The sequence below is a fragment of the Bradyrhizobium sp. AUGA SZCCT0283 genome (assembly GCF_018130385.1).
In the GTDB taxonomy this organism is placed as follows: domain Bacteria; phylum Pseudomonadota; class Alphaproteobacteria; order Rhizobiales; family Xanthobacteraceae; genus Bradyrhizobium.
This window is the reverse complement of the sequence record NZ_JAFCLU010000024.1, coordinates 61447-84591: the sequence shown is the minus strand read 5'-3', so window position 1 is coordinate 84591 and position 23145 is coordinate 61447. Positions and strand designations below refer to the sequence as shown.

General features: G+C 63.9%; 22 protein-coding genes and 1 tRNA gene. 12 read left to right on the top strand and 11 right to left on the bottom strand.

Annotated elements, in window-relative coordinates; genetic code table 11:
• Positions 1-87: 87 nt before the first annotated feature.
• The 4 genes from JQ624_RS27805 to JQ624_RS27790 all read right to left on the bottom strand — a co-directional run bounded on the left by JQ624_RS27805 (position 88) and on the right by JQ624_RS27790 (position 5529).
• Complete coding sequence (locus JQ624_RS27805) at positions 88-1509, bottom strand: amidase (RefSeq protein WP_212422088.1); 1422 nt, start codon at positions 1507-1509, stop codon at positions 88-90.
• Complete coding sequence (locus JQ624_RS27800; protein ID WP_212422087.1) at positions 1502-2674, bottom strand: M20 aminoacylase family protein; 1173 nt, start codon at positions 2672-2674, stop codon at positions 1502-1504. The genes JQ624_RS27805 and JQ624_RS27800 overlap by 8 nt, the downstream gene beginning before the upstream one ends.
• Positions 2675-2679: 5 nt before the next feature.
• A complete protein-coding gene (locus tag JQ624_RS27795; RefSeq protein WP_212422086.1) occupies positions 2680-4215 on the bottom strand; it encodes a M81 family metallopeptidase in 1536 nt (511 codons plus the stop codon).
• 183 nt (positions 4216-4398) lie between these two features.
• Positions 4399-5529, bottom strand: a complete 1131-nt coding sequence (locus JQ624_RS27790; RefSeq protein WP_212422085.1) for a M20/M25/M40 family metallo-hydrolase — start codon at positions 5527-5529, stop codon at positions 4399-4401.
• Positions 5530-5932: 403 nt separating this feature from the next.
• Here JQ624_RS27790 and JQ624_RS27785 point away from each other — a divergent pair, with 403 nt between their 5' ends.
• The 4 genes from JQ624_RS27785 to JQ624_RS27770 all read left to right on the top strand — a co-directional run bounded on the left by JQ624_RS27785 (position 5933) and on the right by JQ624_RS27770 (position 11056).
• Entirely contained in the window at positions 5933-7507 is a 1575-nt protein-coding gene (locus JQ624_RS27785) for an ABC transporter substrate-binding protein (protein WP_249130125.1), read from the top strand.
• 66 nt (positions 7508-7573) lie between these two features.
• Positions 7574-8515, top strand: a complete 942-nt coding sequence (locus JQ624_RS27780) for an ABC transporter permease (protein WP_212422120.1) — start codon at positions 7574-7576, stop codon at positions 8513-8515.
• Positions 8515-9438 carry an ABC transporter permease gene (locus JQ624_RS27775; RefSeq protein WP_212422084.1) on the top strand — a complete coding sequence of 308 codons (924 nt, stop codon included), beginning with the start codon at positions 8515-8517 and terminating at the stop codon, positions 9436-9438. The genes JQ624_RS27780 and JQ624_RS27775 overlap by 1 nt, the downstream gene beginning before the upstream one ends.
• A gap of 1 nt (position 9439) precedes the next feature.
• Positions 9440-11056, top strand: a complete 1617-nt coding sequence (locus tag JQ624_RS27770; RefSeq protein WP_212422083.1) for an ABC transporter ATP-binding protein — start codon at positions 9440-9442, stop codon at positions 11054-11056.
• Positions 11057-11396: 340 nt separating this feature from the next.
• On the opposite strand, the gene JQ624_RS27765 is transcribed toward JQ624_RS27770, so the two are convergent.
• The gene (locus JQ624_RS27765; protein WP_212422082.1) at positions 11397-12254 is read right to left on the bottom strand and encodes an alpha/beta fold hydrolase; all 858 of its coding nucleotides are present in this window, start codon (positions 12252-12254) and stop codon (positions 11397-11399) included.
• 126 nt (positions 12255-12380) lie between these two features.
• Between JQ624_RS27765 and JQ624_RS27760 the strand changes: the two genes are divergently transcribed.
• The gene (locus JQ624_RS27760; RefSeq protein WP_212422081.1) at positions 12381-13130 is read left to right on the top strand and encodes a 1-acyl-sn-glycerol-3-phosphate acyltransferase; all 750 of its coding nucleotides are present in this window, start codon (positions 12381-12383) and stop codon (positions 13128-13130) included.
• Positions 13131-13283: 153 nt separating this feature from the next.
• Here the strand turns inward: JQ624_RS27760 and JQ624_RS27755 are convergent, their stop codons facing one another.
• Positions 13284-13886 carry a TMEM175 family protein gene (locus tag JQ624_RS27755; RefSeq protein ID WP_312014508.1) on the bottom strand — a complete coding sequence of 201 codons (603 nt, stop codon included), beginning with the start codon at positions 13884-13886 and terminating at the stop codon, positions 13284-13286.
• Positions 13887-13997: 111 nt separating this feature from the next.
• Positions 13998-14084: transfer RNA gene (locus tag JQ624_RS27750), tRNA-Leu, on the bottom strand.
• 174 nt (positions 14085-14258) lie between these two features.
• Here JQ624_RS27750 and JQ624_RS27745 point away from each other — a divergent pair.
• Positions 14259-14702, top strand: a complete 444-nt coding sequence (locus JQ624_RS27745) for a twin-arginine translocation pathway signal (protein ID WP_212422080.1) — start codon at positions 14259-14261, stop codon at positions 14700-14702.
• Positions 14703-14729: 27 nt separating this feature from the next.
• On the opposite strand, the gene JQ624_RS27740 is transcribed toward JQ624_RS27745, so the two are convergent.
• Positions 14730-15932 carry an FAD-dependent monooxygenase gene (locus JQ624_RS27740; RefSeq protein ID WP_212422079.1) on the bottom strand — a complete coding sequence of 401 codons (1203 nt, stop codon included), beginning with the start codon at positions 15930-15932 and terminating at the stop codon, positions 14730-14732.
• A 7-nt stretch (positions 15933-15939) separates the two neighbouring features.
• Positions 15940-16185, bottom strand: coding sequence for a zinc-finger domain-containing protein (locus JQ624_RS27735; RefSeq protein WP_025590194.1), 246 nt, complete (start codon positions 16183-16185; stop codon positions 15940-15942).
• A gap of 259 nt (positions 16186-16444) precedes the next feature.
• On the opposite strand from JQ624_RS27735, the gene JQ624_RS27730 reads away from it, so the two are divergent.
• Positions 16445-17599: a hypothetical protein gene (locus JQ624_RS27730; RefSeq protein WP_212422078.1), complete on the top strand. Its 1155-nt coding sequence runs from the start codon at positions 16445-16447 to the stop codon at positions 17597-17599.
• 54 nt (positions 17600-17653) lie between these two features.
• Positions 17654-18406, top strand: a complete 753-nt coding sequence (locus JQ624_RS27725) for an alpha/beta fold hydrolase (protein WP_212422077.1) — start codon at positions 17654-17656, stop codon at positions 18404-18406.
• Here JQ624_RS27725 and JQ624_RS27720 read toward each other — a convergent pair.
• On the bottom strand, positions 18392-19780 hold the full coding sequence (locus JQ624_RS27720) for a hypothetical protein (RefSeq protein WP_212422076.1): 1389 nt from the start codon (positions 19778-19780) through the stop codon (positions 18392-18394). The genes JQ624_RS27725 and JQ624_RS27720 overlap by 15 nt on opposite strands.
• Before the next feature lie 206 nt (positions 19781-19986).
• On the opposite strand from JQ624_RS27720, the gene cysE reads away from it, so the two are divergent.
• Together cysE and JQ624_RS27710 are read left to right on the top strand one after the other, a co-directional pair.
• Positions 19987-20814 carry a serine O-acetyltransferase gene (gene cysE / locus JQ624_RS27715; protein ID WP_212422075.1) on the top strand — a complete coding sequence of 276 codons (828 nt, stop codon included), beginning with the start codon at positions 19987-19989 and terminating at the stop codon, positions 20812-20814.
• Positions 20815-20921: 107 nt separating this feature from the next.
• A complete protein-coding gene (locus JQ624_RS27710; protein ID WP_025590201.1) occupies positions 20922-21140 on the top strand; it encodes a DUF3126 family protein in 219 nt (72 codons plus the stop codon).
• Between the two features lie 131 nt (positions 21141-21271).
• On the opposite strand, the gene JQ624_RS27705 is transcribed toward JQ624_RS27710, so the two are convergent.
• Positions 21272-21985, bottom strand: a complete 714-nt coding sequence (locus JQ624_RS27705; RefSeq protein ID WP_212422074.1) for a hypothetical protein — start codon at positions 21983-21985, stop codon at positions 21272-21274.
• A 218-nt stretch (positions 21986-22203) separates the two neighbouring features.
• Here JQ624_RS27705 and JQ624_RS27700 point away from each other — a divergent pair, with 218 nt between their 5' ends.
• Together JQ624_RS27700 and JQ624_RS27695 are read left to right on the top strand one after the other, a co-directional pair.
• Positions 22204-22533 (top strand): DUF6949 family protein, encoded by a 330-nt coding sequence (locus JQ624_RS27700; protein WP_212422073.1) that lies wholly within the window; start codon positions 22204-22206, stop codon positions 22531-22533.
• 73 nt (positions 22534-22606) lie between these two features.
• Positions 22607-23137 (top strand): gamma carbonic anhydrase family protein, encoded by a 531-nt coding sequence (locus tag JQ624_RS27695; protein WP_212422072.1) that lies wholly within the window; start codon positions 22607-22609, stop codon positions 23135-23137.
• Positions 23138-23145 lie beyond the last annotated feature (8 nt).

Here is a 23145-nt window from a genome sequence, read left to right as displayed (position 1 = left end):
GGTCCCGGGCATCCAAGTCTTTCTGTCCATCGAGAGCGTAAAGACGTGGATGGCCGGGACAAGCCCGGCCATGACGGCTCTATGTCGCTACTGTTTCGGCGGCGAGGGCCACGGCCGCTGCGGGCCGCGCAGGCCTTCGAACGCCTTGGCCATGCCGAGCACGCCGAGATCGTCGAAGCGGCGGCCGACGATTTGCACGCCGATCGGGAAACCCCTCGCGTCGTAACCGCCATTGATCGAGATCGCTGGATTTTCAGACATGTTCCACGGCACGGTATAGGCAATGTGCTCGAACGGCTTGTCCGGATCGTTGATCGGAGCGGCGAATTCGGCTGGGAAGTTGACCACCGGCGATACCGGCGAAATCACGTAGTCCAGTTCGCAGAATAGTTTTGCAGCGGCGGCGCGGATCGCCATCGTGGCGTTAAAACCCCTGACGACGTCGACGCCGGAAAGCTTCGCGGCGGCTTCGGCCCATGTGTGGATGTAAGGCAGCGTCTTGCCGCGCTGCTCGGGCGACAGTTTTGAGAGATCGTCCCACATCCGGGCGCGCCAGAAATTGTCGAGCCCGTCGAGCATCTCGCGCGTCAGGATGCCATCGACTTCTGTCACGACGGCACCGGCGGACTCAAACGCCTTGGCGGCCGAGACAGCGACGTTGCGAACTTCCTTTTCGAGCGCCTGGCCGGTGCCGGGATCGAGCATCAGCCCGATGCGAACCTTGCGCGGAGACTTGTCGTGCGCCTTCCAGTTGATGCTGTCCGCCGGCAGGCTCATGCCGTCGCGGCGGTCCGGCTTCGACAATACGCACATCATCAGCGCCGCATCGTCGACGGTGCGGGTCATCGGCCCGGCGACGCGGCCGACATAGGGCGGATCGACCGGAACGCGCCCAAAACTCGGCTTCAGCGCGACCAGCCCGCACCAGGAAGCCGGCAGCCGCACCGAGCCGCCGATGTCGGTACCCAGATGCAGCGGGCCGTAACCGGCCGCGCCTGCCGCGCCCGCGCCGGAGGAGGAGCCGCCGGCATTCTTGGTCAGGTCCCAAGGATTGCGGGTGAGGGGATGGAAGCTGGAGAGGCCCGACGACAGCATGCCGTAGTCCGGCATCGTGGTCTTGGAGAAGATGATGGCACCGGATTCACGCAACCGCGCGGCGGGCGGCGCATCCTTCTCCGCCGGTATAAGCTTGACACTGGCGGCACCCAGCGGGATCGGCTGACCTTTGGTGGCGATATTGTCCTTGATGGTGACCGGAATGCCGTCGAGCGTGCCCGCGGGCTCGCCCCTCTGCCAGCGGTCGGTCGAGGCCTTCGCGGCGGCGCGCGCGCCGTCGGGATCGAACAGATAGAGCGCCTTGATGTGCGGCTCCCACGCCGCGACATGCTCAATCACTTCCTCCAGCACTTCCGACGGCGAGAACTGCTTGGCGCGATAGCCCGCGATCAGGTCAGTCGCGGAAAGGTCGTGCAGCGAGGTGATCTCTTCTTCGGCGGCTGGTTTATGCATGCGAACCTACCGGCAAACGGGTTTCAATGATGCGGGCGAACATGCTGGCGCCGATCGGCAGGATCTTGTCGTCGAGGAAATAGCCGGGATTGTGCACCGGCACCGAGCCGTCATGGCCGATCCAGAAATAGGCGCCGGGCACCACCTGCATCATGTCGGCGAAATCCTCGCTTCCCATCTTCGGCGTCGAGCGCGTGAACACATTGGCCGGATCGACCACGGTCTTCGCCACCGCCTCGACCACCCTGGACTGCTCCTCCTCGTTGACCAGCACGCTGAAACCATCGCGGATATCGACGGATATTTCGCACTGGAAGGTCGCGGCAATGCCGGCGCTGATCGCGCGCATGCGTTCACGGATCAGCGCGCGCACGCCGTCGTCGAACGCGCGTACCGTGCCGCACAGCTTGGCGTCGCCGGGAATTACATTATAGGCGGAGCCCGCGTGAATCTGGGTGATCGACAGCACCGCCGCCTTCAGGGGATCGACGTTGCGGCTGACAATGGTCTGCAGCGCCTGCGCCAGCGTGGTCGCGATCACCACCGCGTCCTTGGAACGTTCCGGCATCGCGCCATGCGCGCCGTAGCCCTGGATGGCGATGTCGAAGAAGTCGGCGCCGGCCATCGCCGGGCCCGGCAGGATCGCGATCTCACCGTGGTTCAGGTCTGGCGCGTTGTGCAGCCCGTAAACTTCGTCGCAGGGAAATTTCTCAAACAGGCCGTCCTTGATCATGGCGCGCGCGCCGCCGAGGCCTTCCTCGGCGGGCTGGAAGATGAAATGTACGGTGCCGTCGAAATTCTTCGTCTCCGCCAGATAGCGCGCGGTGCCGAGCAGCATGGTGGTGTGGCCGTCATGGCCGCAGCCGTGGAAGCGGCCGGGAATGGTCGAGCGCCATTTCAGGTTGGTGTTCTCTTCCATCGGCAGCGCGTCCATGTCGGCGCGCAAGCCGATGCGCTTGCCGCCATTGCCCTTGCCCTTGAGCACGCCGATCACGCCGGTGCCGCCGAGGCCGCGATGCACCTCAATGCCCCATCCCTTCAGCTTCTCCGCGACAATGCCGGAGGTACGCACTTCCTCGAAGCCGATCTCGGGATGGGCATGCAGATCGCGTCTGATGGCGGTGAGTTCTTCGGCATAGCCGTCGATGCGGTCGATGGTGGGCATGTCTGTTATCCCGTGACTGGAGATGTTGAGCGAGATTGGGCGGATGGGGTGAAGGCAGGGCCGTTGGGCTTGATGCGGATGCCCGGACGCAGCCGTGTCCAGGGCAGCGCCGCCGTATCGGCGGGCATCGCGCCGGGCGCGGCGCAGATCAGCAATTTTTCGGCGATCGGTTCGAAATCAGCGCGGAAATGCACCGAGCTCTTGTTGACCAGGATTTTCTGCTCGGTCGGCTCGATGCCGACATAGCGGTACATCGACTGGTCCGCGAGCTGCGCCTTGTAGGAGCCGACGACCACGCGGACGTTACCAATGCGCAGGCAGGCCGACAGTCCCATGTCCATGTCGCGTCCGCCGTAGTAGGGGCCGGTCGCCACGAACTTTCCGTCCGACAGCTTCTCGACAACGAAGCTTTCCTTGTATGGCGCGTCGCCGGGAATGCCGGACTTGCCGCCGAGATCCAGCGTGACCGTGGCGCCGACGCCGGCCGCGTGCGCGGCCCTGGCCGACTCCGGATCGTAGATCACGCCGGTGGCGGCGCCGGACGCCCTGTTGCGCACCAGCGCGCGCAGCATGCCCGTGGTGTCGGAATCGCCGCCGGCGCCGGGATTGTCCTGGGTGTCGGCGATGACGATCGGCCTGGTTGCCGATTTTGCAAGCTCCATGGCGAGACGCACGCCGTCATCGGGCGAATAGATGCGGCCGTCGAAATCGTCTTCGTGGCTTTCGACCAGCGCCACCAATTTGTCGGCGGCTGCATCGGCATCGGCTTGCGTCCTTCCATAGGCAAACAGGCTCGGCCCGCAATCCTGGAAATCCGCAGCCGGAAAGCCCGGCGCAAAGGACAGCGTCGGCACCGCGTCGCTTTCGAGCGCCGCGAGCTTTTGATAGATGCCCTTGGTCGGCTGGTCGTTGGTGCATTGCCAGGAGATCGGGATCAGGAACGGCAGTTGCCGGAACGCTTTTGCAAAGCGCGCCTTCGTCTTCAGCATCAGCGCGAGGTGTCTTGCACAGGCACGCCCGGTGTCGGCCATGTCGATATGGGGATAGGTGCGGTAGGCAATGAGTGCATCCGCATGCGCCATCATCTCGGGCGAGACGTTGGCATGGAGGTCGAGGCTCACGACCAGCGGCAGGTCTTTGCCGATCACCTTGCGGACGCGGGCAAGCGTTTCGCCTTCGCCGTCGTCATGGTGTTCGGTCACCATGGCGCCGTGCAGATCGAGATAGACGGCGTCGATCGGTCCCGCCGCAGCGATGCCGTCGACCATCGCCTTCATGACGCGTTCGAAGGCATCCTTGGTGACATGCGCCGATGGGCTGGCGGCAGCCGAGATAGTCGGGACCAGCTCCCAGCCATTGGCTTCGGCCGCCTCGACGAATCCGGCGAGGCCGACATTGATCTTGCGCATCACCTTGAGGACATCGGCGCCATGCGCCATCGACGGCCAGCCGCCGCCGTGAACGAAATCTTCATAGGTCGCCTTGGTTGGCGCGAAGGTGTTGGTCTCGTGCAGAAAGGCGCCAACGGCGATGCGGGTCATTAAGTGTCTCGGCCAATGCTTTTCGTTGGGTGGACGTTAAGCGTGACATCGTGGCAAGCGCAAGCCGTGGAGCAATTCCGTTTTGCATGCCGCCCCACCGTCCTTGCGAGCGAAGCGACTTGTTCGCCGTAACTCAACGAGCGAAGGCGGAAGCAATCCAAGCCGCGGCTTGCTGCGCGTGGCTCACGTCAGTGTCGCCAGCAAACCCGCCATCAAACGGCCACGCTCGGCGAGGCTGTCGACCTCGATATGTTCGTTGAGAGTATGAGCGTCGGCGCCACGAACACCCAGGCCATCAAGGGTAGGAATGCCCATCGCGCCCGTAAAATTGCCGTCGGAGCCGCCACCGGCGCTGCCGTGCGGGAGCTCGACGCCCATTTGCCCGGCCACGCTGCGCGCGTGTTCGTAGAGCGCCATCGTGCCGGCATCGGGTTCCCACACCGGCCGGGTCACACCACGGGTGACCTTGAACGTGACGTCATTGCTGCTCCCGGAAAGCGCGAGCATCCGTTCGACGCCGCGATCGAGGTCGGCCTGTCGCTTGGCCATGCTGAGCGCCTCGCCGGTGCAGGTGGTGGCGACGCAATTGACCCATTGGCCGCCATGCACGATGCCGACCGAGAAGGTGCAATCTTCGGTCGTCATGCCGTCGATAGTGATAATCTGGCGTGCCATCTCGCGGATAGCGGAGCGGCCCGATGAGAGCGTGGCGCCGGCATGGCTCGGCTTGCCGATGGCTTCGAGATTGAAGCGGGCAATGGCATATCTCCCGGTGACCACGCCGTTGTTGGCGCGGCCCGGCTCCGGCACCAGCACATATTTGTTGCGGGCGGCCTCGGCTTCGATGATGTCGCGGGTCGACGGCGTACCGACCTCTTCGTCCGGCGTGAACAGCACGGTGATCGGCAGCGGCGTCGTGAACGCGGCGCGGGCCAGTTGCCGGATGGCTTCGAGGGTGAGGTAGTTGCCACCCTTCATGTCGAAGATGCCCGGGCCGTAGCACTTGTTGCCTTCGCGCCGCCATGCCAGTTTTTCCAGCGTGCCGACCGGATGGACGGTATCGAGATGGCCCGCGATCAGGATTCCAGGCTCGCCCTGCTTCGGGTGAGGGAAGCGCGCGCGAACGCAGCCGGCAAAACCCTGCCGTCCGGAGATGCGTTCGATGGTCGCACCCATAATGGCCATTTCGCGCGCCGCAAGATCGAGCATGCGATCGACCGCACGCGCATCCCAGGTGGGGCTTTCGCATTCCACCCAGGCCCGCAAACCCTGCAGCATGGAGTCGGAATCAAAGGGAAGGTTGGCAGGATTCATTTGGATGCTCCCGGTTAGGCCGGAATGTTTGGGTTCGGTGTGGACCCTTTACGAGAAGGACCGCCGGCGAATTTGTAAAGGGAAAACATGGCGCCTTCCGGCTTTCCCGGCGCGAGGTCGGGGCAACGGGAATTCTGGCATCATTTTTGATTGTAGGTTTTTGAGGAGGCGTGTTGGCGGAGCTAAACCGGGACCGCAATCCATCCGGCGGCGGGCGCAAGCCGGCCGCGAAAGGACCTGTCCGGAGGGCTGTCCTGATTTCTGCCTGAGCGCCGGCGTCACCAGTGTCGTCGGGTCAAAAGGTGTTGTGAAGCTGAATATCGACCCTATAGTCCGGTCAGAAACCGGGCAGGGGCCCGAACAATGGGCATTCGGGCGTCGAGACGACAACGGAGGTGAAGGAATGAACACGTTGAAAAAAGCAATTCTTGCTGCGACTTGTGTCGGCAGCCTCGTGGCCATGGCAGCGCCTGCGCCAGCGCAGACCACGTTGCGCGCCGTCATGCACTCGGATCTGAAGATACTGGATCCGATCTGGACCACGGCCTACATCGTCCGCAACCACGGCTACATGATCTACGACACGCTGCTCGCGCAGGATGAAAAGGGCGAGATCAAGCCGCAGATGGTCGAGAAGTACGACACCTCGGCCGACAAGAAGACCTACACTTTCACGTTGCGCGAAGGCCTGTTGTGGCACGACGGCAAGCCAGTGACATCGGAAGACTGTATCGCTTCGATCAAGCGCTGGGCAGTCAAGGACTCGCTCGGTCAGAAGATGATGTCCTTCGTCGACTCCATCGACGCGGTCGATGCCAAAACTTTCACCATCAAGCTCAAGGAACCGACCGGCCTCGTGCTGCTTGGCCTGTCAAAACCGTCGTCCAACGTGCCGTTCATGATGCCCAAGCGCGTCGCCGACACCGATCCCAATAAGCAGATCGAGGATTTTACGGGATCGGGGCCCTTCGTCTTCGTCAAGGATGAATGGAAGCCCGGCGACAAGACCGTTTACGTCAAGTTCGACAAGTACAAGCCGCGCTCCGAGCCCGCCTCCGGTCTCGCGGGCGGCAAGGTCGCGAAGGTGGATCGCGTCGAATGGCGCGCCATTTCCGACGCGCAGCAGGCGGTCAACGCGCTTTCCAAGGGCGAGATCGACTACGTCGAGCAGCCCAGCCACGACCTGCTTCCCACCCTGAAGAAGGATCCGAACGTTAATATCGTGGAGGCGGCGAAAACGCAGTACGTCTTCCGCCCCAATACCCTGCACAAGCCCTTCGACAATCCGAAGATCCGACACGCGCTTTGGTATGCCTTCAACCAGGAAGACTTCCTGATGGCGACCATCGGCGACGAGAACTACATCAAGCCGTGCAAGGCGCTGTTCATCTGCGACACGCCGTTCGCCACCACCAAGGGAATGGACGGGCTGCTGACCTCCAACAGCAAGAAGGCGCAGGAGCTGTTGAAGGAAGCCGGCTATGACGGCACGCCGGTGGTGCTGATGCACTCCACCGACCTCAAGGCCCTGACCAACCTGGCTCCGGTGGCGAAATCGCTGATGGAGAAGGCAGGCTTCAAGGTCGACATGCAGTCGATGGATTGGCAGACGCTGGTCGCACGCCGCGCCAAGAAGGACCCGCCGGAAGCGGGCGGCTGGAACGCCTTCCTCACGGCCTGGGTCGCCGCCGACGTGATGAACCCGATCTCGACGGCCTATGTGAACGCGTCTTGCGAAAAGGCGTCGTTCGGCTGGCCCTGCGATGCGCAACTGGAGAAGCTGCGTGACGATTTCGCGCGCGAGACCGATCCCGCCAAGCAGAAGGCGATTGCCGAAGCCGTGCAGCTCCGCGTGATCGAGTTTACGCCGGAGATTCCGGTTGGCGAGTACGTCCAGCCGGCGGCGATGCGCAAGAACGTCAAGGGCTACGTGATTTCACCGATTCCGGTTTTCTGGAACGTGGAAATCACCAAGTAACGCAACGAGGGCGGGCGGCGGTTCGCCGCCGCCCGTTCTCTTTTTGAGGATCGCGCGTCCATGTCGATGTATGGCTATCTCTTTCGCCGATTGCTCGGCACGATCCCCGTGATGCTAGTGGTTGCGGTTTTCATCTTCCTGATGCTGCGCCTGACACCTTCCGATCCCGCGGCGATCATCGCCGGCGACAACGCCACCACCGAACAGGTGGCGCAGATCCGCAGCCAACTCGGCCTCGACCGGCCGATGATCGAGCAGTTCGTGATCTGGTCGGGCCGGGTGCTGACCGGTAATTTCGGCGAGAGCTTCTTCTTCAAGAAGACGGTGGCCGCGCTTATCGGCGAACGCATCGAGCCGACCCTGTCGCTCGCTCTGTTCACGATCCTGATCGCGGTGTTCGTCGCCGTTCCGCTCGGCGTGCTGGCAGCGCACCGGCACGGTTCGTGGATCGACCGCATCGTAATGGGCTTTTCGGTGCTCGGCTTTTCCGTGCCCGTGTTCGTGATCGGCTACCTCCTGATCTATTTGTTCGCGGTCTATTTGAACTGGCTGCCGGTGCAGGGCTATCAGCGAATCTCGGAGGGGGTTGGCGGCTGGGTGCAGCGGCTGATCCTGCCGTCGGTGACCTTGTCGGTGATTTATATCGCGCTGATCGCGCGCATGACGCGCACCAGCGTGCTGGAAGTGCTGTCGGAAGACTATATCCGCACCGCGCGGGCCAAGGGACAATCCGAGCGAAAGGTGCTGTTCCGTCATGCGCTGCGCAATGCCGCCGTCCCGATCGTCACGGTGATCGGACTTGGCGTGGCGCTCCTGATCGGCGGCGTCGTCGTTACCGAGAGCGTGTTCACGATCCCCGGCCTTGGCAGGCTCACGGTGGATGCGGTGCTGGCGCGCGATTATCCGACGATCCAGGCGGTCATTCTGCTGTTTTCGTTCGTCTACGTCATGATCAACCTTGCGGTTGATATGGTTTACACAATCCTCGATCCAAGGATCCGCTACTGATGGCCGACGCGACGATCCTCGAACCCGTGCTGCCGGCGAGCCCGGTCAAGCCCGCCGCGTATCGCAAATTGCTGCGCAACCCGGGCGTGGTGTTCGGCACCGCCGTCATTACGATCGTATTGCTGATGGGGTTGTTGGCACCCTCGCTCGGAACCATCGATCCGACGGCGATCAGCCCGATCGCACGAAACAAGGTCCCCGGCGCCGAAATCACGATGCGGACGGATACCGGCGAACGCATCAAGATGATCGCCAAGTTCGGCACGGACAGCCTCGGACGTGACGTCTACAGCCGCGTGGTCTATGGCGCGCGCGTCTCGCTTTTTGTCGGCATCTCGGTGGCGCTGATCAGCGTCGCCTGTGGCCTGTTCATCGGTCTGCTCGCCGGCTTCTTCCGCATGCTCGACGCCGTCATCATGCGGATCATGGACGGGTTGATGGCAATTCCGGCCATTCTGCTGGCGATCGCCATGGTGTCGCTTTTCCGTTCCAGCGTGTGGACGGTGATCATCGCCATCACGGTTCCGCAGATTCCGGGCGTGGTCCGGCTCGTGCGCTCTATCGTGCTCAGTGTGCGCGAGGAGCCCTATGTCGAGGCGGCGGTGACGCTCGGCACCTCTACCCCGAAACTGCTGTGGCGGCATGTGTTGCCCAACACGATCGCGCCCATGATCGTGCAGGGCACCTTCATTTGCGCGTCGGCCATTCTGATCGAGGCCATCCTGTCGTTCCTCGGCATCGGCGTGCCGCCGGAGGTGCCGACCTGGGGCAACATCATGGCCGAGGGCCGGCAGGTCTTCAGCCTCTATCCGCACAATATCATCTATCCCGGTGTGTGCCTTGCGCTCACGATCCTCGCCGTCAACGTTCTTGGCGACGGCTTGCGCGATACGCTCGATCCCAAGATGGCGAAGCGGGTGTGATGTGAGCAACACTGTCCTCGAAGTCTCGAATCTTTCGGTCGCCATCAACGGAGGCGACAGGACGCATGCGGTGCAGGGCATCAACCTGACCGTCGGTGCCGACGAGATCGTCTGCGTGGTCGGCGAATCCGGCTCCGGCAAGTCGGTGACGGCGCAGGCCGTCATGGGCCTGCTGCCGAAGGGGGCGATGCAGGTCGAGAGCGGATCGATCCGGCTGCAGGGCGATCAACTGCTCACCAAATCCGACACCGAGTTGCGTGCGATCCGCGGCACCCGCATGGCCATGGTGTTCCAGGAGCCGATGACCGCGCTCAATCCGGTCGAGCGGGTCGGCGACCAGATCCGCGAAGTGCTGGAGATCCACACCAGCCTGGACCAGAAGGAGCAGCGCGCGCGCGTGCTCGAGATCATGCGCGCGGTGCATTTGCCCGATCCCGAACAGATGATCGACGCCTATCCGCACCAGCTCTCCGGCGGCCAGCGCCAGCGGATCATGATCGCGGCGGCGCTGGTGCTCGATCCGGCGCTGCTGATTGCCGACGAGCCGACCACGGCGCTCGACGTCACCACGCAGGCGCAGATCCTCAAGCTCGTGCGGGAAATGCAGGGGCGCACCAAAACCGGCGTGCTGTTCATCACCCATGATTTCGGCGTCGTCTCCGAGATCGCCGACCGTGTCGTGGTGATGCAGATGGGCCGGATCGTGGAGCAGGGCCCCTGCGAAGAGCTGCTGCGGAATCCGCGCGAGGACTATACCAAGATGCTGCTGGCCGCGGTGCCGAGCATGACGCCGCCGAAGCGGTCGCCGGTGACGGGTCCGGTGGTTCTGCAGACCGAGAATCTTTTCAAGACCTATGGCAAGCGCTCGCTGTTCCAACCAAAGGCGCGCGTGGTCGCCGCGGTCAAGGACGTCTCGCTGACGATCCGGCGCGGCGAAACGCTGGGCATTGTCGGCGAATCCGGCTCCGGCAAATCGACGGTGGCGCGCTGCGTCGCGCGGCTGGTCGATACCTCAGCCGGCGGCATCAAGATCGACGGCGTCGATATCGCGGCGATGCGGGAAGCGAAATTCCGCCCGATGCGCCGGCGCATTCAGTTCATCTTCCAGGACCCGTACCGATCGCTCAATCCGCGCCGCACGGTCGGCGAGGCGATCATCGAGGGCCCGATGAATTTTGGCCTCAGCCGCAAGGAGGCGTTGCAGCGCGCGCGCGACCTGATGGCCGTGGTGCATCTGCCGCCGGCTGCGATCGATCGCTTCCCGCATCAGTTCTCCGGCGGCCAGCGCCAGCGGATCTGTATTGCGCGGGCGCTGGCGATGGAGCCTGAATTGCTGATCGGCGACGAGCCGGTATCGGCGCTCGACGTCTCCGTGCAGGATCAGGTGCTGAAGCTTCTGGATGAGGTGCGCCGCAAGTTTAATTTGGCGGTGCTGTTCATCACCCACGATCTGCGGGTAGCGGCCCAGGTTTGTGACCGGATCGCGGTCATGCAGCGCGGAGTGATTGTCGAACAGGGCGCCACGGCGGAGGTTTTTGCCGCGCCCCAGCACGAGTACACCAGGGCATTGTTCGACGCCGCGCCCGGCCGGCATCAGGAATTTGCCGCCAGCGCGTGATGACGTTCTCGCTCCCTCCCATCATTGCAAGCGCAAGCGATCTGTCCGCCTTCGCTCTTTGAGCTTCGGCGGGCAAGTCGTCGCTGGCGCTCCCTTGCGCGCAAACGCTTCGCGTTTGTCGCAGGCAATGACGGCGACGTCAGCAGCGGCTGTCGTGCAGCAGTTCCAGCCCGTCATTCAACAGTGGGGAGCGGATTTGCGGATGTTGAGGCGAAGGGGAACGCCGATCCCGCGCCGGCTTGCTCGCCGTAGATTTCGACTTTTCGGGATGTTGTTCGCTCGGCATGTCGTCAGCGCTCCATTTTGCTGCACGACAACATTTTGACCGGCAGTGCGTTCCTCAGGCTGGATGTGCTGCGACATGTTCCAGCATTAATTCGCATACACGTTCCGGCGCCTGATCCGCCGCGAAATGCCCGACGCCGGGAAGCACCTCGAAACGATAGGGGGCGGCGATGAAATCGACCGTGCCTTCAGCGGCGGCGCGGCCGACGGTGTCGTCGGCATCGCCCCAGATATAAAGCGTCGGCACGCGGATCGGGCCGAGCGGCCCGCGGATCGCGCCGCGGGCACGATACCAGGCGAGCGCCGCTTCCATCGCATCCTTGTTGCCGAGCACGGCGAGATGCCTCTCGATCGCGTCCGCAGGGACGCCATTGGCGGTCAGACGCTGGCGCAGCCATCTGGCGTCGTCAGCCAGCACGACATCGGCAGCATCCGGTTCCAGAAACGCCTTGTGGTGCTTTGAACGCTGCGCCTGCTCGCCGTCGCCCATCAGCGCGCGATTGAACGCGTTCGGATGCGGCCGCGAGAGAATGGTGAGCGAGGCCAGCCGCTCGTGGTGGCGGTCGGCGATGCCCCAGGCGATGCTGCCGCCCCAGTCATGGCCGGCGAGATGAAAGCGCGCCTCGCCATAGCCAGCGGCGGCCACGATCGCCATGGCGTCGTCCATCAGGCGGTCGATCCAATAGTGCGAAAACTCGCGTGGATCGGGCCGGGCGCCCGGCGAATAGCCGCGCTGGCTCGGCGCAATGGCGCGATAGCCCATGTCGCCGAGGCAAGCGACCTGCGCGCGCCAGCAATGCATCGATTCCGCAAAGCCGTGCAGCAGCAGGACCAGCGGCGCCCCGGGCGTGCCGGCGGCAATGGCATCGAAGGTGAGATGCGGCGCGATGGTGATTTGTTCTGATGCCGGCATGGGGCGATCCTGGAGGGGCAATCGGGCCAATCCATGGTGAGCATATTTCAGCGGGGTCGGCGGAATTGTGCAACCCGGGAAAAGTGCTGTATTGGAAGCCGCATGGAGGCCCGAGGGGACGGTCGTTTGCATTATCTGAGGTCGATTCTATTCGATGCCGCCGTGGTGATCCTGACGCTCGTCATTTCGCTATCAGTGCCGTTCATGGCGCTGTTCAAGGCGAGCAGCCCGACGGTCCGCGCGGTCTCCCAGGTGTGGGCCAACGGCATCATGTTCCTGATGAAGTACGTGGTGGGGCTGGATTATCGTGTCGAGGGGCGCGAGCACGTTCCCGACGGACCCTGCATCATCGCCTGTAATCATCAATCGCTGTGGGAGACCGCGGCGCTCTGCGTGATCTTTCCGGACGCCAGCATCGTTGCCAAGAAGGAGTTGAGGAAGCTGCCGCTCGTCGGCTGGTTTCTGGAGCGATATCCGATGATCCTGGTCGACCGGTCGGCGGGCCGCCAGGCGCTGCGCCAGATGGTCGATGAGGCAAGGCGCGCGGTCGGCGAGGGGCGCAAGGTGCTGTTGTTTCCGCAAGGCACGCGCCAAACGATCGACGAACCTGTGAGGTTCCAGTCGGCCGGCATTTCCGCCCTGTACACGAACCTCGACGTATCAGTCGTGCCGGCCGCATGCAATTCCGGCCTGTTCTGGGACAAGAAGACCCTGATGATGCATTCAGGGACCATCACGCTGTCGTTCCTCCCGCCGATCGCGCCGGGCCTGCCGCGCAAGGAGTTTCAGGAAAACATGGAGCGGACGATTGCCGAAGAGGCGAGCCGGTTGCTGACGGTGACTGAGGCGAAGGTTTCGCGTCGGCCCCTGACGTGATGAGATTCCGTCGCCGCCCGTATCGAAACGGTCGTCCCTCTGCTGCTTGCGGGGAGGCATAGGCGGCCTCCGGCCGCCGTTCTTAGAAAAACGCCGATGCGGGCATGGGCTACGGGTGGAGCACCTCCACTGGTCACGCCGTCGCAGAAGCGTTCAATTCATATCACCCGAGCCAGCGCGGCGTGCGGCGATCCAGCCCGCCAGCGGCGCCAGGAAAGCCAGGCACCAGACGAACTGCGCAATTCGCGGGGCTATCAACGCCATAGTCGTCCCGAGGACGAACACGAACACCGGAAACAGCGCTGTCGCCATTAAATGCGGATCACTGCGGCCCCTGAGCGCAAGAACCCATAGCACCGCGTTCAGCACCGCGATGATGGTCAGATGAAATCCGTAGAGAACAGCCAGCACGCCGTCGAGCCGGTAGGCGCCGTAGAGTCCGTTCGTCACCGGCAGGATGATGATCGAGAGCAGGAAAAACAGATTGAGGAACACCACGCCTCGGCCGCCTTCCGGGGCAACCGCGAGCCGGCGGTGATGGCTGAACCAGAACATGCCGGCGACGATGAAGCTGATCATCAGCGCGATGACTGGTTGCGCATAAATGCGCATCAGGTCGTGCCAGTCGGGCGCTTGCTTGAAGCTGGAGGCCTTTGGCAGGTCATAGGCGAGCAGCGTCATGGCAACGCCGAAGATGGTGTTGCTCAGCATCTCGAGCCGGCGCATTTCGAAAAGACCGATTTGCGGCAATGTGATCCCCCAGTCCCCAGTCCGTCTACGCTTTCGCTTTGCTCAAGCGACGCCGGACACCCTTCGACCTGACGGACTCGGGCGTGGCGGCCACGCGAAGCCCGTCAGGGCGAAGCATGGTGCGGGCGGTGGGACTCGAACCCACACGACGTTGCCATCGAGGGATTTTAAGTCCCTTGCGTCTACCAGTTCCGCCACGTCCGCTTAGTCTCAGGAGATCAGATACTTAGCGCGTTTACCGGAGAAGTGGAATTGGCATGTTCCCCGGCCCAACGCATCCTTTGCTTTAAGCGAGCACGTCTGCCAAAGCAAAGCCTCAATGCGGACACTTGTGCCTGTTTTAGCCAATCTCAACATTATCCGCTTAACGAAGGTCCGATGCCGAAACCGCCGCCCCACTGCCGGTCATTCAAGCGCTGCCTTGCCGCGCTGGCGCTGGTTGCGCTCGGAGCCAGCCTGTCCGGCTGCGCCGGGATGAGCGACGCCATTTCCCCGGCCTTCGCCGACCCCGCCAAGTACGATCTCTACGATTGCAAGCAGCTCGAGCCGGAGCGCAAGAGCCTTGCCGCCCGCACCGCGGAATTGCAGGGGCTGATGAGGAAGGCCGAAACCGGCGTTGCCGGCCCCGTGGTGGCGGAGATGGCCTATCGCAATGACTACATTGCGTTGCGCGGCCAGTCGAAGCTGGCCGATGAGGCCTGGCAGAAGAACAGGTGCCAGGAATCGAAACCGGAAGCCAGGCCGGCGCCGGTCCCGCCGTCGATCGCGCCGGCTCCCGCCGCCAAGGGCGGCCGTTCGAAGGCCAGCCGCGCGGCAAACTAAGCGAACCGGGCTACGGGATTTCCCAGCTCACACCCGCCAATCATAAATCCAGTCCTGCCGCGCCAGCATGCGCTGTGGGCCCATCGCCTTGATGGCGAGGTCGCGCGCCAGCGCCAGCGGTCCGGTGAGATGGTAGATGCGCCCCTGTTGCCGCGCCGCGCGCTGCACGCGCAGCACGCGGCCGCGCCGCTGCCGGCCATAGCGCTTCAGGGCTGCCGGGATGCCCGCGATATTGTCGCCCGGGCTTTCGCTCAGGCACTTGGCGAGCACGGCGGCGTCCTCGATCGCCATTCCCGCACCTTGAGCGGCAAACGGCAGCATCGCATGCGCAGCGTCGCCGAGCAGCGCGACCGCGCCGTCCGTCCATTCGCCGAGATCGGGCAGCGTGAACAGCGCCCATCGCCGCCAGCCGTCGACGGCGCCGATCAGCATCCGCGCCATCGCGGGCCAGTCCTGCGAGGCGAACGCGCTCTTGAGTTCGTTGGCGTCGCCGGGGACGCTCCAGCCCGGCCTGTTCCAGGTTCCCGGCACGATCGCGACCACGTTGATCTGCCGCGCCGCCGAGATCGGGTAGGCGACCAGATGCGCGTCCGGCCCCATCCAGAGCTGTACCCGCGGCGCGGTGTATTCGCGCGGCAGCGTCGTCGCATCGAGAGTTCCGCGCCAGGCGATCAGGCCGGAAAATTGCGGTTGCACCTCAGGGAACAAATGGTTCCGCACCGCCGACCAGATGCCGTCGGCGCCGACCAGCGCCACCGCCAGCTCCTGCTGCCGCGCATTGCCGCGGCGCTGAACCACGGTGAGCCCCCTGGCGTGCGAGGTCACGTCCTCGAACTGGCAGCCGAGCCGCAGGTCGATGTCCGGATGGTCGTTGACCTGGGCCTGCAGGGCGGCTTGCAGGTCGGCGCGGTGCATCACCCAATAGGGCGCGCCGGCGCGAAGGCTGGCGGCCTCGCCAAGCGGCAGGCGGGCGATCTCGCCGCCCGCGCGCGCGCTCATGATGTTGATGGCTTCGGGCGTCACGGCACGCGGCGCAAGCCGCGATCGCAGGCCAAGGTCGACCAGGATCCGGCTGGCGTTGGGCGAAAGCTGCAGGCCGGCGCCGGCTTCCTCCAGCCGTTCGGCCTTCTCCAGAACGATGACGCGAAAGCCTTTCGCGGCGAGCGAAAGCGCTGCCGTCAGCCCCCCGATCCCGGCACCAGCAACGATGATGGTGCGCGCGGCAGCCACCGAAAGGTCAGGCGACCTTGTCCTTCAGGACGCATTCGGGCGGGCGGGCCTCGCCCGCGGCGAGGTCGGCGGCGAAGCGGTATAGCGTCGAGCAATAGGGGCAGATGATCTCGTTGTCGTTGCCGAGGTCGAGAAACACGTGCGGATGGTCGAACGGCGGGTTGGCGCCCACGCACATGAATTCCTGCGAGCCGATCTCGATTACCGAGACTCCGGCGTCGTTATGGAAATGCGGGACGACATGGTCGGACATCAGTTTCACCTTGGATAGCAACGATGGGCGGACGCAATCAACACGACGCGGCAGCTTCGAAATGCCGCGCACCATAGTGGGGGGTGCCGATGATTCCTAGAGCCGTTCTTCAGCGATTCCTGGAGGTCCCCGCCGCATATTTGCTCATGCAAATTCGACACAATCTTGTCGTCGGAGAAAAGCCCTTCTTTCGTCGGGGCGGTTGTGTCTTAAAAACGGCATACCATCTTGAGAAAGACGAAAACATTGGACTTTTTGGATGAGGCGGTTGCGGCTCGGTTCGGCTCTGGCAGCGGCGTTAGGGTGCTTGGCGCTCAGCGTGGCGGTATGCGCGGCGCTGTGGCCGCACGCCCGCGAGGCCGGCGCCATTCTGGCGGCGCAGGACGACCCCGCGGCGCTGTCCGATATCCAGATCAATTCCGCCCTGCGGAGCAACCAGGCGCTGGTCGCCGACCATATCGAGGCGGCGCTCGCGGAGGGCGATTCGGATCTCGCCAACAGCTTCGTCGAACTTGCCCGCGATAAAGGCATTGCCATCAGCGACGAACTGTCGAAGCGCGTCAGCGATGCCGTTACTCACGCAGGTTCGGCATCGCATTTTGCCAAACGCTTTGCCACTGGTCTGGTGACCGGCAACGCCGACGACGTCGCGAGTCTGTCGGGCACGGTCGCCGGCGATCTCTTCGTGTTCGGCGACATCAGGGACGTCGTCCGCGAGGGCAAGCACCTGGCGACGGGCGAGGAGACGGACCGGCTGGTGCTGGGCCTGGCGACCGTGGGCCTCGCGGTGACCGCCGCGACCTACGTCTCCGTCGGGGGCATGGGGCCGTTGCGCGCCGGTCTTTCCATGGTCAAGGATGCCCGCAAGGTCGGGCGGCTGGGCGAGGGGCTGACGCGATGGGCCGGCCGCTCGGCGCGCGAGGTCGTCGATGCGCCCGTCCTGCAGCAGGCGGTCGCGAAGGGCTCGGTGCTGCGGCCCGGCGAGACCATGAGCGCGATCAAGGCGGCGTTTCGCGCCGAGAAGGCCGGCGCGTTGGTGCGGCTCGCGAAAGACGTCGGACGCGTCGGCGAAAAGGCCGGCACGCGCGGGGCGCTCGATACGCTGCGCATCGCGCAAGGTCCGAAGGACGTCGCGCGCGCCGCACGGCTTGCAGAATCCAAGGGCGGCCAGACCCGTGCGATTCTGAGGGTGCTCGGCCGCGGCGCGCTGCTGCTGGCTGCCGGGACGTTCAATCTGACGATGTGGGTGTTCGGCGCGCTATTGGCGTTGTTCGGCTTTCTGTCGTCGATCAAGGCGACCACCGAGCGGGCCACCGAAGCATGGCTGCGTCGCAAGAAGGCGCGGCGATTAAGACGGCAGGCGGCAGGCTTGCCGTCCGGCCCGGCTCTGGCGGGCACTGTCGCGCAGGGCTAGACTTGCTGTCATTGCAAGGTCGCCCATTCCGATCCCCAAAACATGGAACTGATGATGCCGAGTTTTCACAACGGCGCTGTCGAAATTGCCTATCTCGACGAAGGCGAGGGCGATCCGATCGTTCTCGTGCACGGCTTTGCCTCCAGCAAGAACGTCAACTGGATCTATCCGACCTGGGTTTCCGATCTGAAGAAAGATGGCCGCCGCGTGATCGCGCTCGACAATCGCGGCCACGGCGACTCCGAAAAGCTCTACGATTCCGCTGATTACGAAATTGCGATCATGGCAAATGACATCATCGCGCTGCTGGATCATCTGGGAATCGAGCGCGCCGACATCATGGGCTATTCGCTGGGATCGCGCATGACGGCGATATTGGCGCGCGAACAGCCGCACCGGCTGCGCTCGGCGATCCTCGGCGGCATCGGGATCGGGCTGATCGAGGGCGGCGGCCCCGGCGAAAACGTGGTCATAGCGCTGGAAGCGCCGTCACTGGAGGACGTTACCGACCCGGTCGGACGGACGTTTCGCGCCTTCGCCGACCAGACCCGCTCCGACCGCCGCGCGCTTGCCGCCTGCCTGCGCGGTTCGCGGCGGCTGATGACAGCGGATGAAGCCGCCGGGATCGGCGTGCCGGTCCTGATCGCGGTCGGCACCAAAGACGAAATCGCGGGCTCCGCGGCCGCATTGGGGAAAATCATTCCGGGCGCCGAGGTGCTCGACATTCCGAACCGCGATCACATGCGCGCGGTCGGCGACAAGGTCTACAAGACCGGCGTCACCGACTTCCTGTCACGCCGGCAATGAGCGATCGCGCGATGCGTCGTCACCGGTGAAATGCCTGATCGCCGCGATCAGCAGCACCGTGGTCGCAAGCCACGCCATGCGGGCGCCGTAACGATCATGCGGGCCTGATATCACGGCGCAGATGAACGCATTGCCGAGCAGGGCGAACGTGACCGTGCCGGCGAGCAAAGTGAGATCGTCGAACGGCCGGCGCAGCACGGCGAGGCCGAACAGGATCGCGGCCAGCAGCATCGACGCCAGCGCGACGGGAACGTGAATCCGGTTGATCGCGGTGAAATCGAAATGCCAGCGCTGTTGCTGCGCTGCGCGCATCGGCTTCACCTGTGCGGGAAGAAAGCGCTCGATGATGCCGTAGGTATGGCCCAGCCAGCCATTGGTGCCTTCGCCGGTTCCTGCCTGGACCAGTTGCTGCGCGGTCGCTGTCAGTGCCGCCTTGGCCTGCCAGGCCGGATACTCCGCGAGCGAATGCAGCACGATAAAGCTCATCTCGTCGTTCAGTCCCTGAAAGCGGCCGAGCGTGTTGAACATGCTGTTGCCCCACAGGAACTGGTCGGCTGTGGCCGGAAGCTGATCGCGATAGGGGCAAAGCTTCAGCTTTTGCTGCGGACAATGATCCTGCAGATAGCGTGCGACGATGCCATCCTGCAGCATCCGTGCGAAGGCGACGCCATAGCCGCCCGGCGTCCACGCCAATTGCCCCGACAACGCAAAATTCGTCGCCAGCAACATCGCCGCACCCGCAACCAGGGTGAGGCTGCCCTGTATCAGTCCGGCAACGGAAATCCGCCCGCGCAAAAACGGACGCGCGATCCAGCCGATGCAGCATAGTCCGAGCAGCACGGCGAGCGTTGCGCTGTGCGTTGCTGCAGCGAAAGCGGTGAGGCCGAACAGCAGGCATTTTTCCAGGATCGATGTCCGCTCGCCATGCGCGACCAGGATGAAGAGCGCCAGCACGGACAGGCCGGCGAAAATGTCGGTCAGGAGCGTGCTGGCAAGCCAGGGCAGCGCGGTGGTCAGGACCAGCACCAGGCTCATGGCCAACAGCCGCAACGGCTGCGGCTGGCCTAGCACGCGCAGCGTCAATTGCAGGATCCACAGTGTCGCCAGCGCATTGATCCCGAGGTTGATCCAGAAGCTCGAATCCTCGCCGAAATGCAGATAGAGGCCGAACGTGGTGGAGCGGCTGGGCACCAGATAGCCTTCATACCACCGTGCCAGGTAGCCGCCGGTATCCCACTGGAGCAGTGGGTAGCCATTCCACAGGGCGGGGGTCAGCAACATCAATGGGATGGCGATGGCGGCGATCCAGGCCGACCGCGAGTCCGCAACGGTACGGGCCCGCAATATCTGCGTGCTGGTGTGGCTTTCCCCCATCAGGGCAGCATCCGCCGAATGGCGGGTCCGCCGAAATTCACCAATAGTCGGACGCCGGCCGGCTTGATTTCCCGAAATCGCTGACCACCTTGAACTGACCCCAGGGGGCATTCGGCGGGGGTTTACTTTGCCGAGGCCTGCCGGGGACAGAAGTCCGCCCGCCGTGCTATAATAGCAACGAAATCAGTGAATTTGCGAGAGCAATCATGGCAGTCCATCAGGTCAATCCGCAAGGTTCGAAACTCGCCGCGCTCGATCCGATCTGGGACCGCGTCCGGGGCGAGGCGGAGGACATCGTCCGTCGCGAGCCCGAACTCGCGTCCTTCATCTATTCGACCGTGCTGCACCACGAGCGCCTCGAGGATTCGGTGGTGCATCGTCTCGCCGAGCGGCTCGATCATTCGGCGCTGTCGGGCGACTTGATCCGCCAGACCTATGACGAGGCGTTGCGCGACGAACCCGATCTCGGCAATGCATTCCGCGCCGATCTGGTCGCGGTCTACGACCGCGATCCCGCAACCTCGCGCTTCATCGATCCGCTGCTCTACTTCAAGGGTTTTCACGCGCTGCAGACCCATCGCCTGGCGCACTGGCTCTATCAAAAGGGCCGCAAGGATTTCGCCTACTATCTGCAGAGCCGCTCGTCGGCGGTGTTTCAGACCGACATCAACCCCGCCGCCAGAATCGGCCGCGGCATTTTCCTCGATCACGCGACCGGCTTCGTCTGCGGCGAGACCGCCGTGATCGACGACGACGTTTCGATCCTGCACGGTGTCACGCTGGGCGGCACTGGCAAGGAGAACGAGGACCGTCATCCGAAGATCAGGCGCGGTGTGCTGATCGGAGCGGGCGCAAAGATTCTCGGCAACATCGAGATCGGCCATTGCGCGCGCATCGCCGCAGGCTCGGTGGTGGTCAAGCCGGTGCCTCACAACGTCACGGTGGCCGGCGTCCCCGCCAAGATCGTCGGCGAAGCCGGCTGCGCCGAGCCGTCGCGCACCATGGATCAGATGCTCGGCGCGATCGGGCTTTGATTTTCCACACTTTCTCGCAGCCGTATTTGTGAAGTTACGACTGGTAGTCTGGGCCGTCTCGTCCTAAAAACCTCCCGGAAATTCAAAGAATCCGATTGGAGACCGCCGTGGACGTTCAGGAAGTCAGGAAGCTCGACGCCTATCTCAAGCGCGTATTCGGCAATCCCAAGATCCGTGTCGTGCCGCGGCCGAAAAAGGACGACTCCGCCGAAGTCTATATCGGCGAGGAGTTCATCGGCGTGCTGTTCGTCGATGACGAGGACGACGATCGCTCGTTCCAGTTCCAGATGGCGATCCTCGAGGAAGATCTGGCCGACGTCGGGTGAGGCGCACTTTCGCGCCGCAACGCCGTAGGGTGGGCAAAGCGTAGCGTGCCCACCAACTATCTTTCTTGTAGCGTGAGTTGTCGTGGTGGGCATGGCGCATCCGCGCCTTTGCCCACCCTGCGGAGCCGAGCCTAGCCCTTCGGCCCGCGCATCTGCGCCGTCAGACGATCCATCGCATTCGCAACGTCGCGCCATTGCGACAACCAACTGCGCGGAAAGCGGAACGTCAGGTCGGCGCCGTCGACGCGGCGCTCGCTCAGACACATGCCGGGCGTCTGACCGTCGCGTGTGCAGCGCGCGTTGAGGCTCGGCGTCGCGGCGGAGAACAGGTCTTCGTTGGCGTAGGGCGAGCCGTCGCGAAACGTGCGCATCGTCAAACCGTCATCGACTGGCGTTGCGGCCTGCCCGAGGTAGCGCGGATAGATCGTGCGGACCCGCGTATCGGGTGCCAGCGTGTCGTGGTGGGCCGATATCGACACGAATATCCGGTCGATCGGCTGTACCTTCTCCTCGATCGTATCGGCGCTGACGTGCTTCGGCGCATCCGGCGGTTCCAGCGACGGGAAGACGAAACTGAGATCGACCCGCTCCTGCGGCCCGGAGTGGCGCTGGATCTTCCGGCGGATCGCCGCCGTCGGTACGTTGAAGAGCGTGGCGCCGACGCTGACCGGCAATCGGTCAGGCGCGCTGGCAGGGCGCGCCACCCAGGTCGGCCACAGCAAATAGGCGACCAGCGCAACGGCGCCCGCGGTGATGGTTACCGCGACCATGATCAGGACCATGTGCGAGCGCGGGTCCTTGCGGGTGTCGCGGGCGATATGCTGGGCCGTCGAAAGCAGGGTCATGAACGAAGCATCGGTCGAGGAAGAGCCAGGCGAATCATCCCGCGAATATGCCATGGGGAGCGTGATTTCCTCATGATTTCGCGGGAGCTCCGGCCCCGACAGCCATGCGCAAACGAGGTCCCGGCGGCCCGTTGTTAACCCTTCCTTAAGGATGCTATGGCGGCGGCCGCCCGATTTTGCGAAAGCAGGGCGCGGTTTTTCGAGTAGGGGAAGTTGCCATGTCGCCCGATGCGTTGAATTCCCTGTTCTCACTTTGCATTGGCTTTGCGCTCGCAGGCGCGCTCGCCAGCGGCTATCAGGCGATGGCGGAGCGGCCGGCGGGGTTCGGGCTGCTTGGGGAAGGCGTGGCGCCGAAGACGTTTGCGGCCGTGCCGTTTCTGGTTTTCGCCGCACCCTTCATCATCATGCGCAACACGTTGCGCGGCGCCAAGATCGAGCGCCGCCGCTTTGAATTCGTGATGATGGCGACCGTGCTTTCAGGCTTCTGGAGCTTGATGTCCGGCACGTTTTTCCTGATGACGCTGCGGGCCACCGGCGTGCTGGCCTGAGGTTCGCGGCCTGCTCGCTTGATCCCGCGCCAGCGGCCGTGCCAAGGTCTCCGGCAACGGAGACCTTTTTGTTATGGCGATCTACGAACTCGACGGACAGGGGCCTGAACTCCCCGGAGACGGAAACTATTTCATCGCCGATACCGCCGTTGTGATCGGCAAGGTGCGCCTTCTGAATTCGGCCAGCGTGTGGTTCGGCGCGGTGCTGCGCGGCGACAATGAGTGGATCGAGATTGGCGAAGGCTCCAACGTGCAGGACAATTCCACCTGCCACACCGACCGCGGCTTTCCGCTGACGATCGGCAAGAACTGCACCGTCGGCCACAATGTCATCCTTCACGGCTGCACACTCGAAGACGACGCGCTGGTCGGAATGGGCTCGATCGTCATGAACGGCGCTCGCATACGCCGCGGCAGCATCGTCGGTGCGGGATCGGTCATCACCGAAGGCAAGGAATATCCCGAATATTCCCTGATCATCGGCTCGCCCGCGCGGGTCATTCGCACACTGACGCCGGAGCAGGTGACGGCGATGGGAAGTGCTGCAAAATTCTACGCGCTCAACGGTCCGCGATTCAAAAACGGGCTTAAGAAGATCGGCTGAAGGTGCCG

What these genes read in the sequence shown, in the direction of transcription:
- JQ624_RS27805 (WP_212422088.1), bottom strand. Translation starts at nt 1,509, where the DNA reads ATGCATAAACCAGCCGCCGAAGAAGAGATCACCTCGCTGCACGACCTT.
- JQ624_RS27800 (WP_212422087.1), bottom strand. Translation starts at nt 2,674, where the DNA reads ATGCCCACCATCGACCGCATCGACGGCTATGCCGAAGAACTCACCGCC.
- JQ624_RS27795 (WP_212422086.1), bottom strand. Translation starts at nt 4,215, where the DNA reads ATGACCCGCATCGCCGTTGGCGCCTTTCTGCACGAGACCAACACCTTC.
- JQ624_RS27790 (WP_212422085.1), bottom strand. Translation starts at nt 5,529, where the DNA reads ATGAATCCTGCCAACCTTCCCTTTGATTCCGACTCCATGCTGCAGGGT.
- JQ624_RS27785 (WP_249130125.1), top strand. Translation starts at nt 5,933, where the DNA reads ATGAACACGTTGAAAAAAGCAATTCTTGCTGCGACTTGTGTCGGCAGC.
- JQ624_RS27780 (WP_212422120.1), top strand. Translation starts at nt 7,574, where the DNA reads ATGTATGGCTATCTCTTTCGCCGATTGCTCGGCACGATCCCCGTGATG.
- JQ624_RS27775 (WP_212422084.1), top strand. Translation starts at nt 8,515, where the DNA reads ATGGCCGACGCGACGATCCTCGAACCCGTGCTGCCGGCGAGCCCGGTC.
- JQ624_RS27765 (WP_212422082.1), bottom strand. Translation starts at nt 12,254, where the DNA reads ATGCCGGCATCAGAACAAATCACCATCGCGCCGCATCTCACCTTCGAT.
- JQ624_RS27745 (WP_212422080.1), top strand. Translation starts at nt 14,259, where the DNA reads ATGCCGAAACCGCCGCCCCACTGCCGGTCATTCAAGCGCTGCCTTGCC.
- JQ624_RS27735 (WP_025590194.1), bottom strand. Translation starts at nt 16,185, where the DNA reads ATGTCCGACCATGTCGTCCCGCATTTCCATAACGACGCCGGAGTCTCG.
- JQ624_RS27730 (WP_212422078.1), top strand. Translation starts at nt 16,445, where the DNA reads ATGAGGCGGTTGCGGCTCGGTTCGGCTCTGGCAGCGGCGTTAGGGTGC.
- JQ624_RS27725 (WP_212422077.1), top strand. Translation starts at nt 17,654, where the DNA reads ATGCCGAGTTTTCACAACGGCGCTGTCGAAATTGCCTATCTCGACGAA.
- JQ624_RS27720 (WP_212422076.1), bottom strand. Translation starts at nt 19,780, where the DNA reads ATGGGGGAAAGCCACACCAGCACGCAGATATTGCGGGCCCGTACCGTT.
- cysE (WP_212422075.1), top strand. Translation starts at nt 19,987, where the DNA reads ATGGCAGTCCATCAGGTCAATCCGCAAGGTTCGAAACTCGCCGCGCTC.
- JQ624_RS27705 (WP_212422074.1), bottom strand. Translation starts at nt 21,985, where the DNA reads ATGACCCTGCTTTCGACGGCCCAGCATATCGCCCGCGACACCCGCAAG.
- JQ624_RS27700 (WP_212422073.1), top strand. Translation starts at nt 22,204, where the DNA reads ATGTCGCCCGATGCGTTGAATTCCCTGTTCTCACTTTGCATTGGCTTT.
- JQ624_RS27695 (WP_212422072.1), top strand. Translation starts at nt 22,607, where the DNA reads ATGGCGATCTACGAACTCGACGGACAGGGGCCTGAACTCCCCGGAGAC.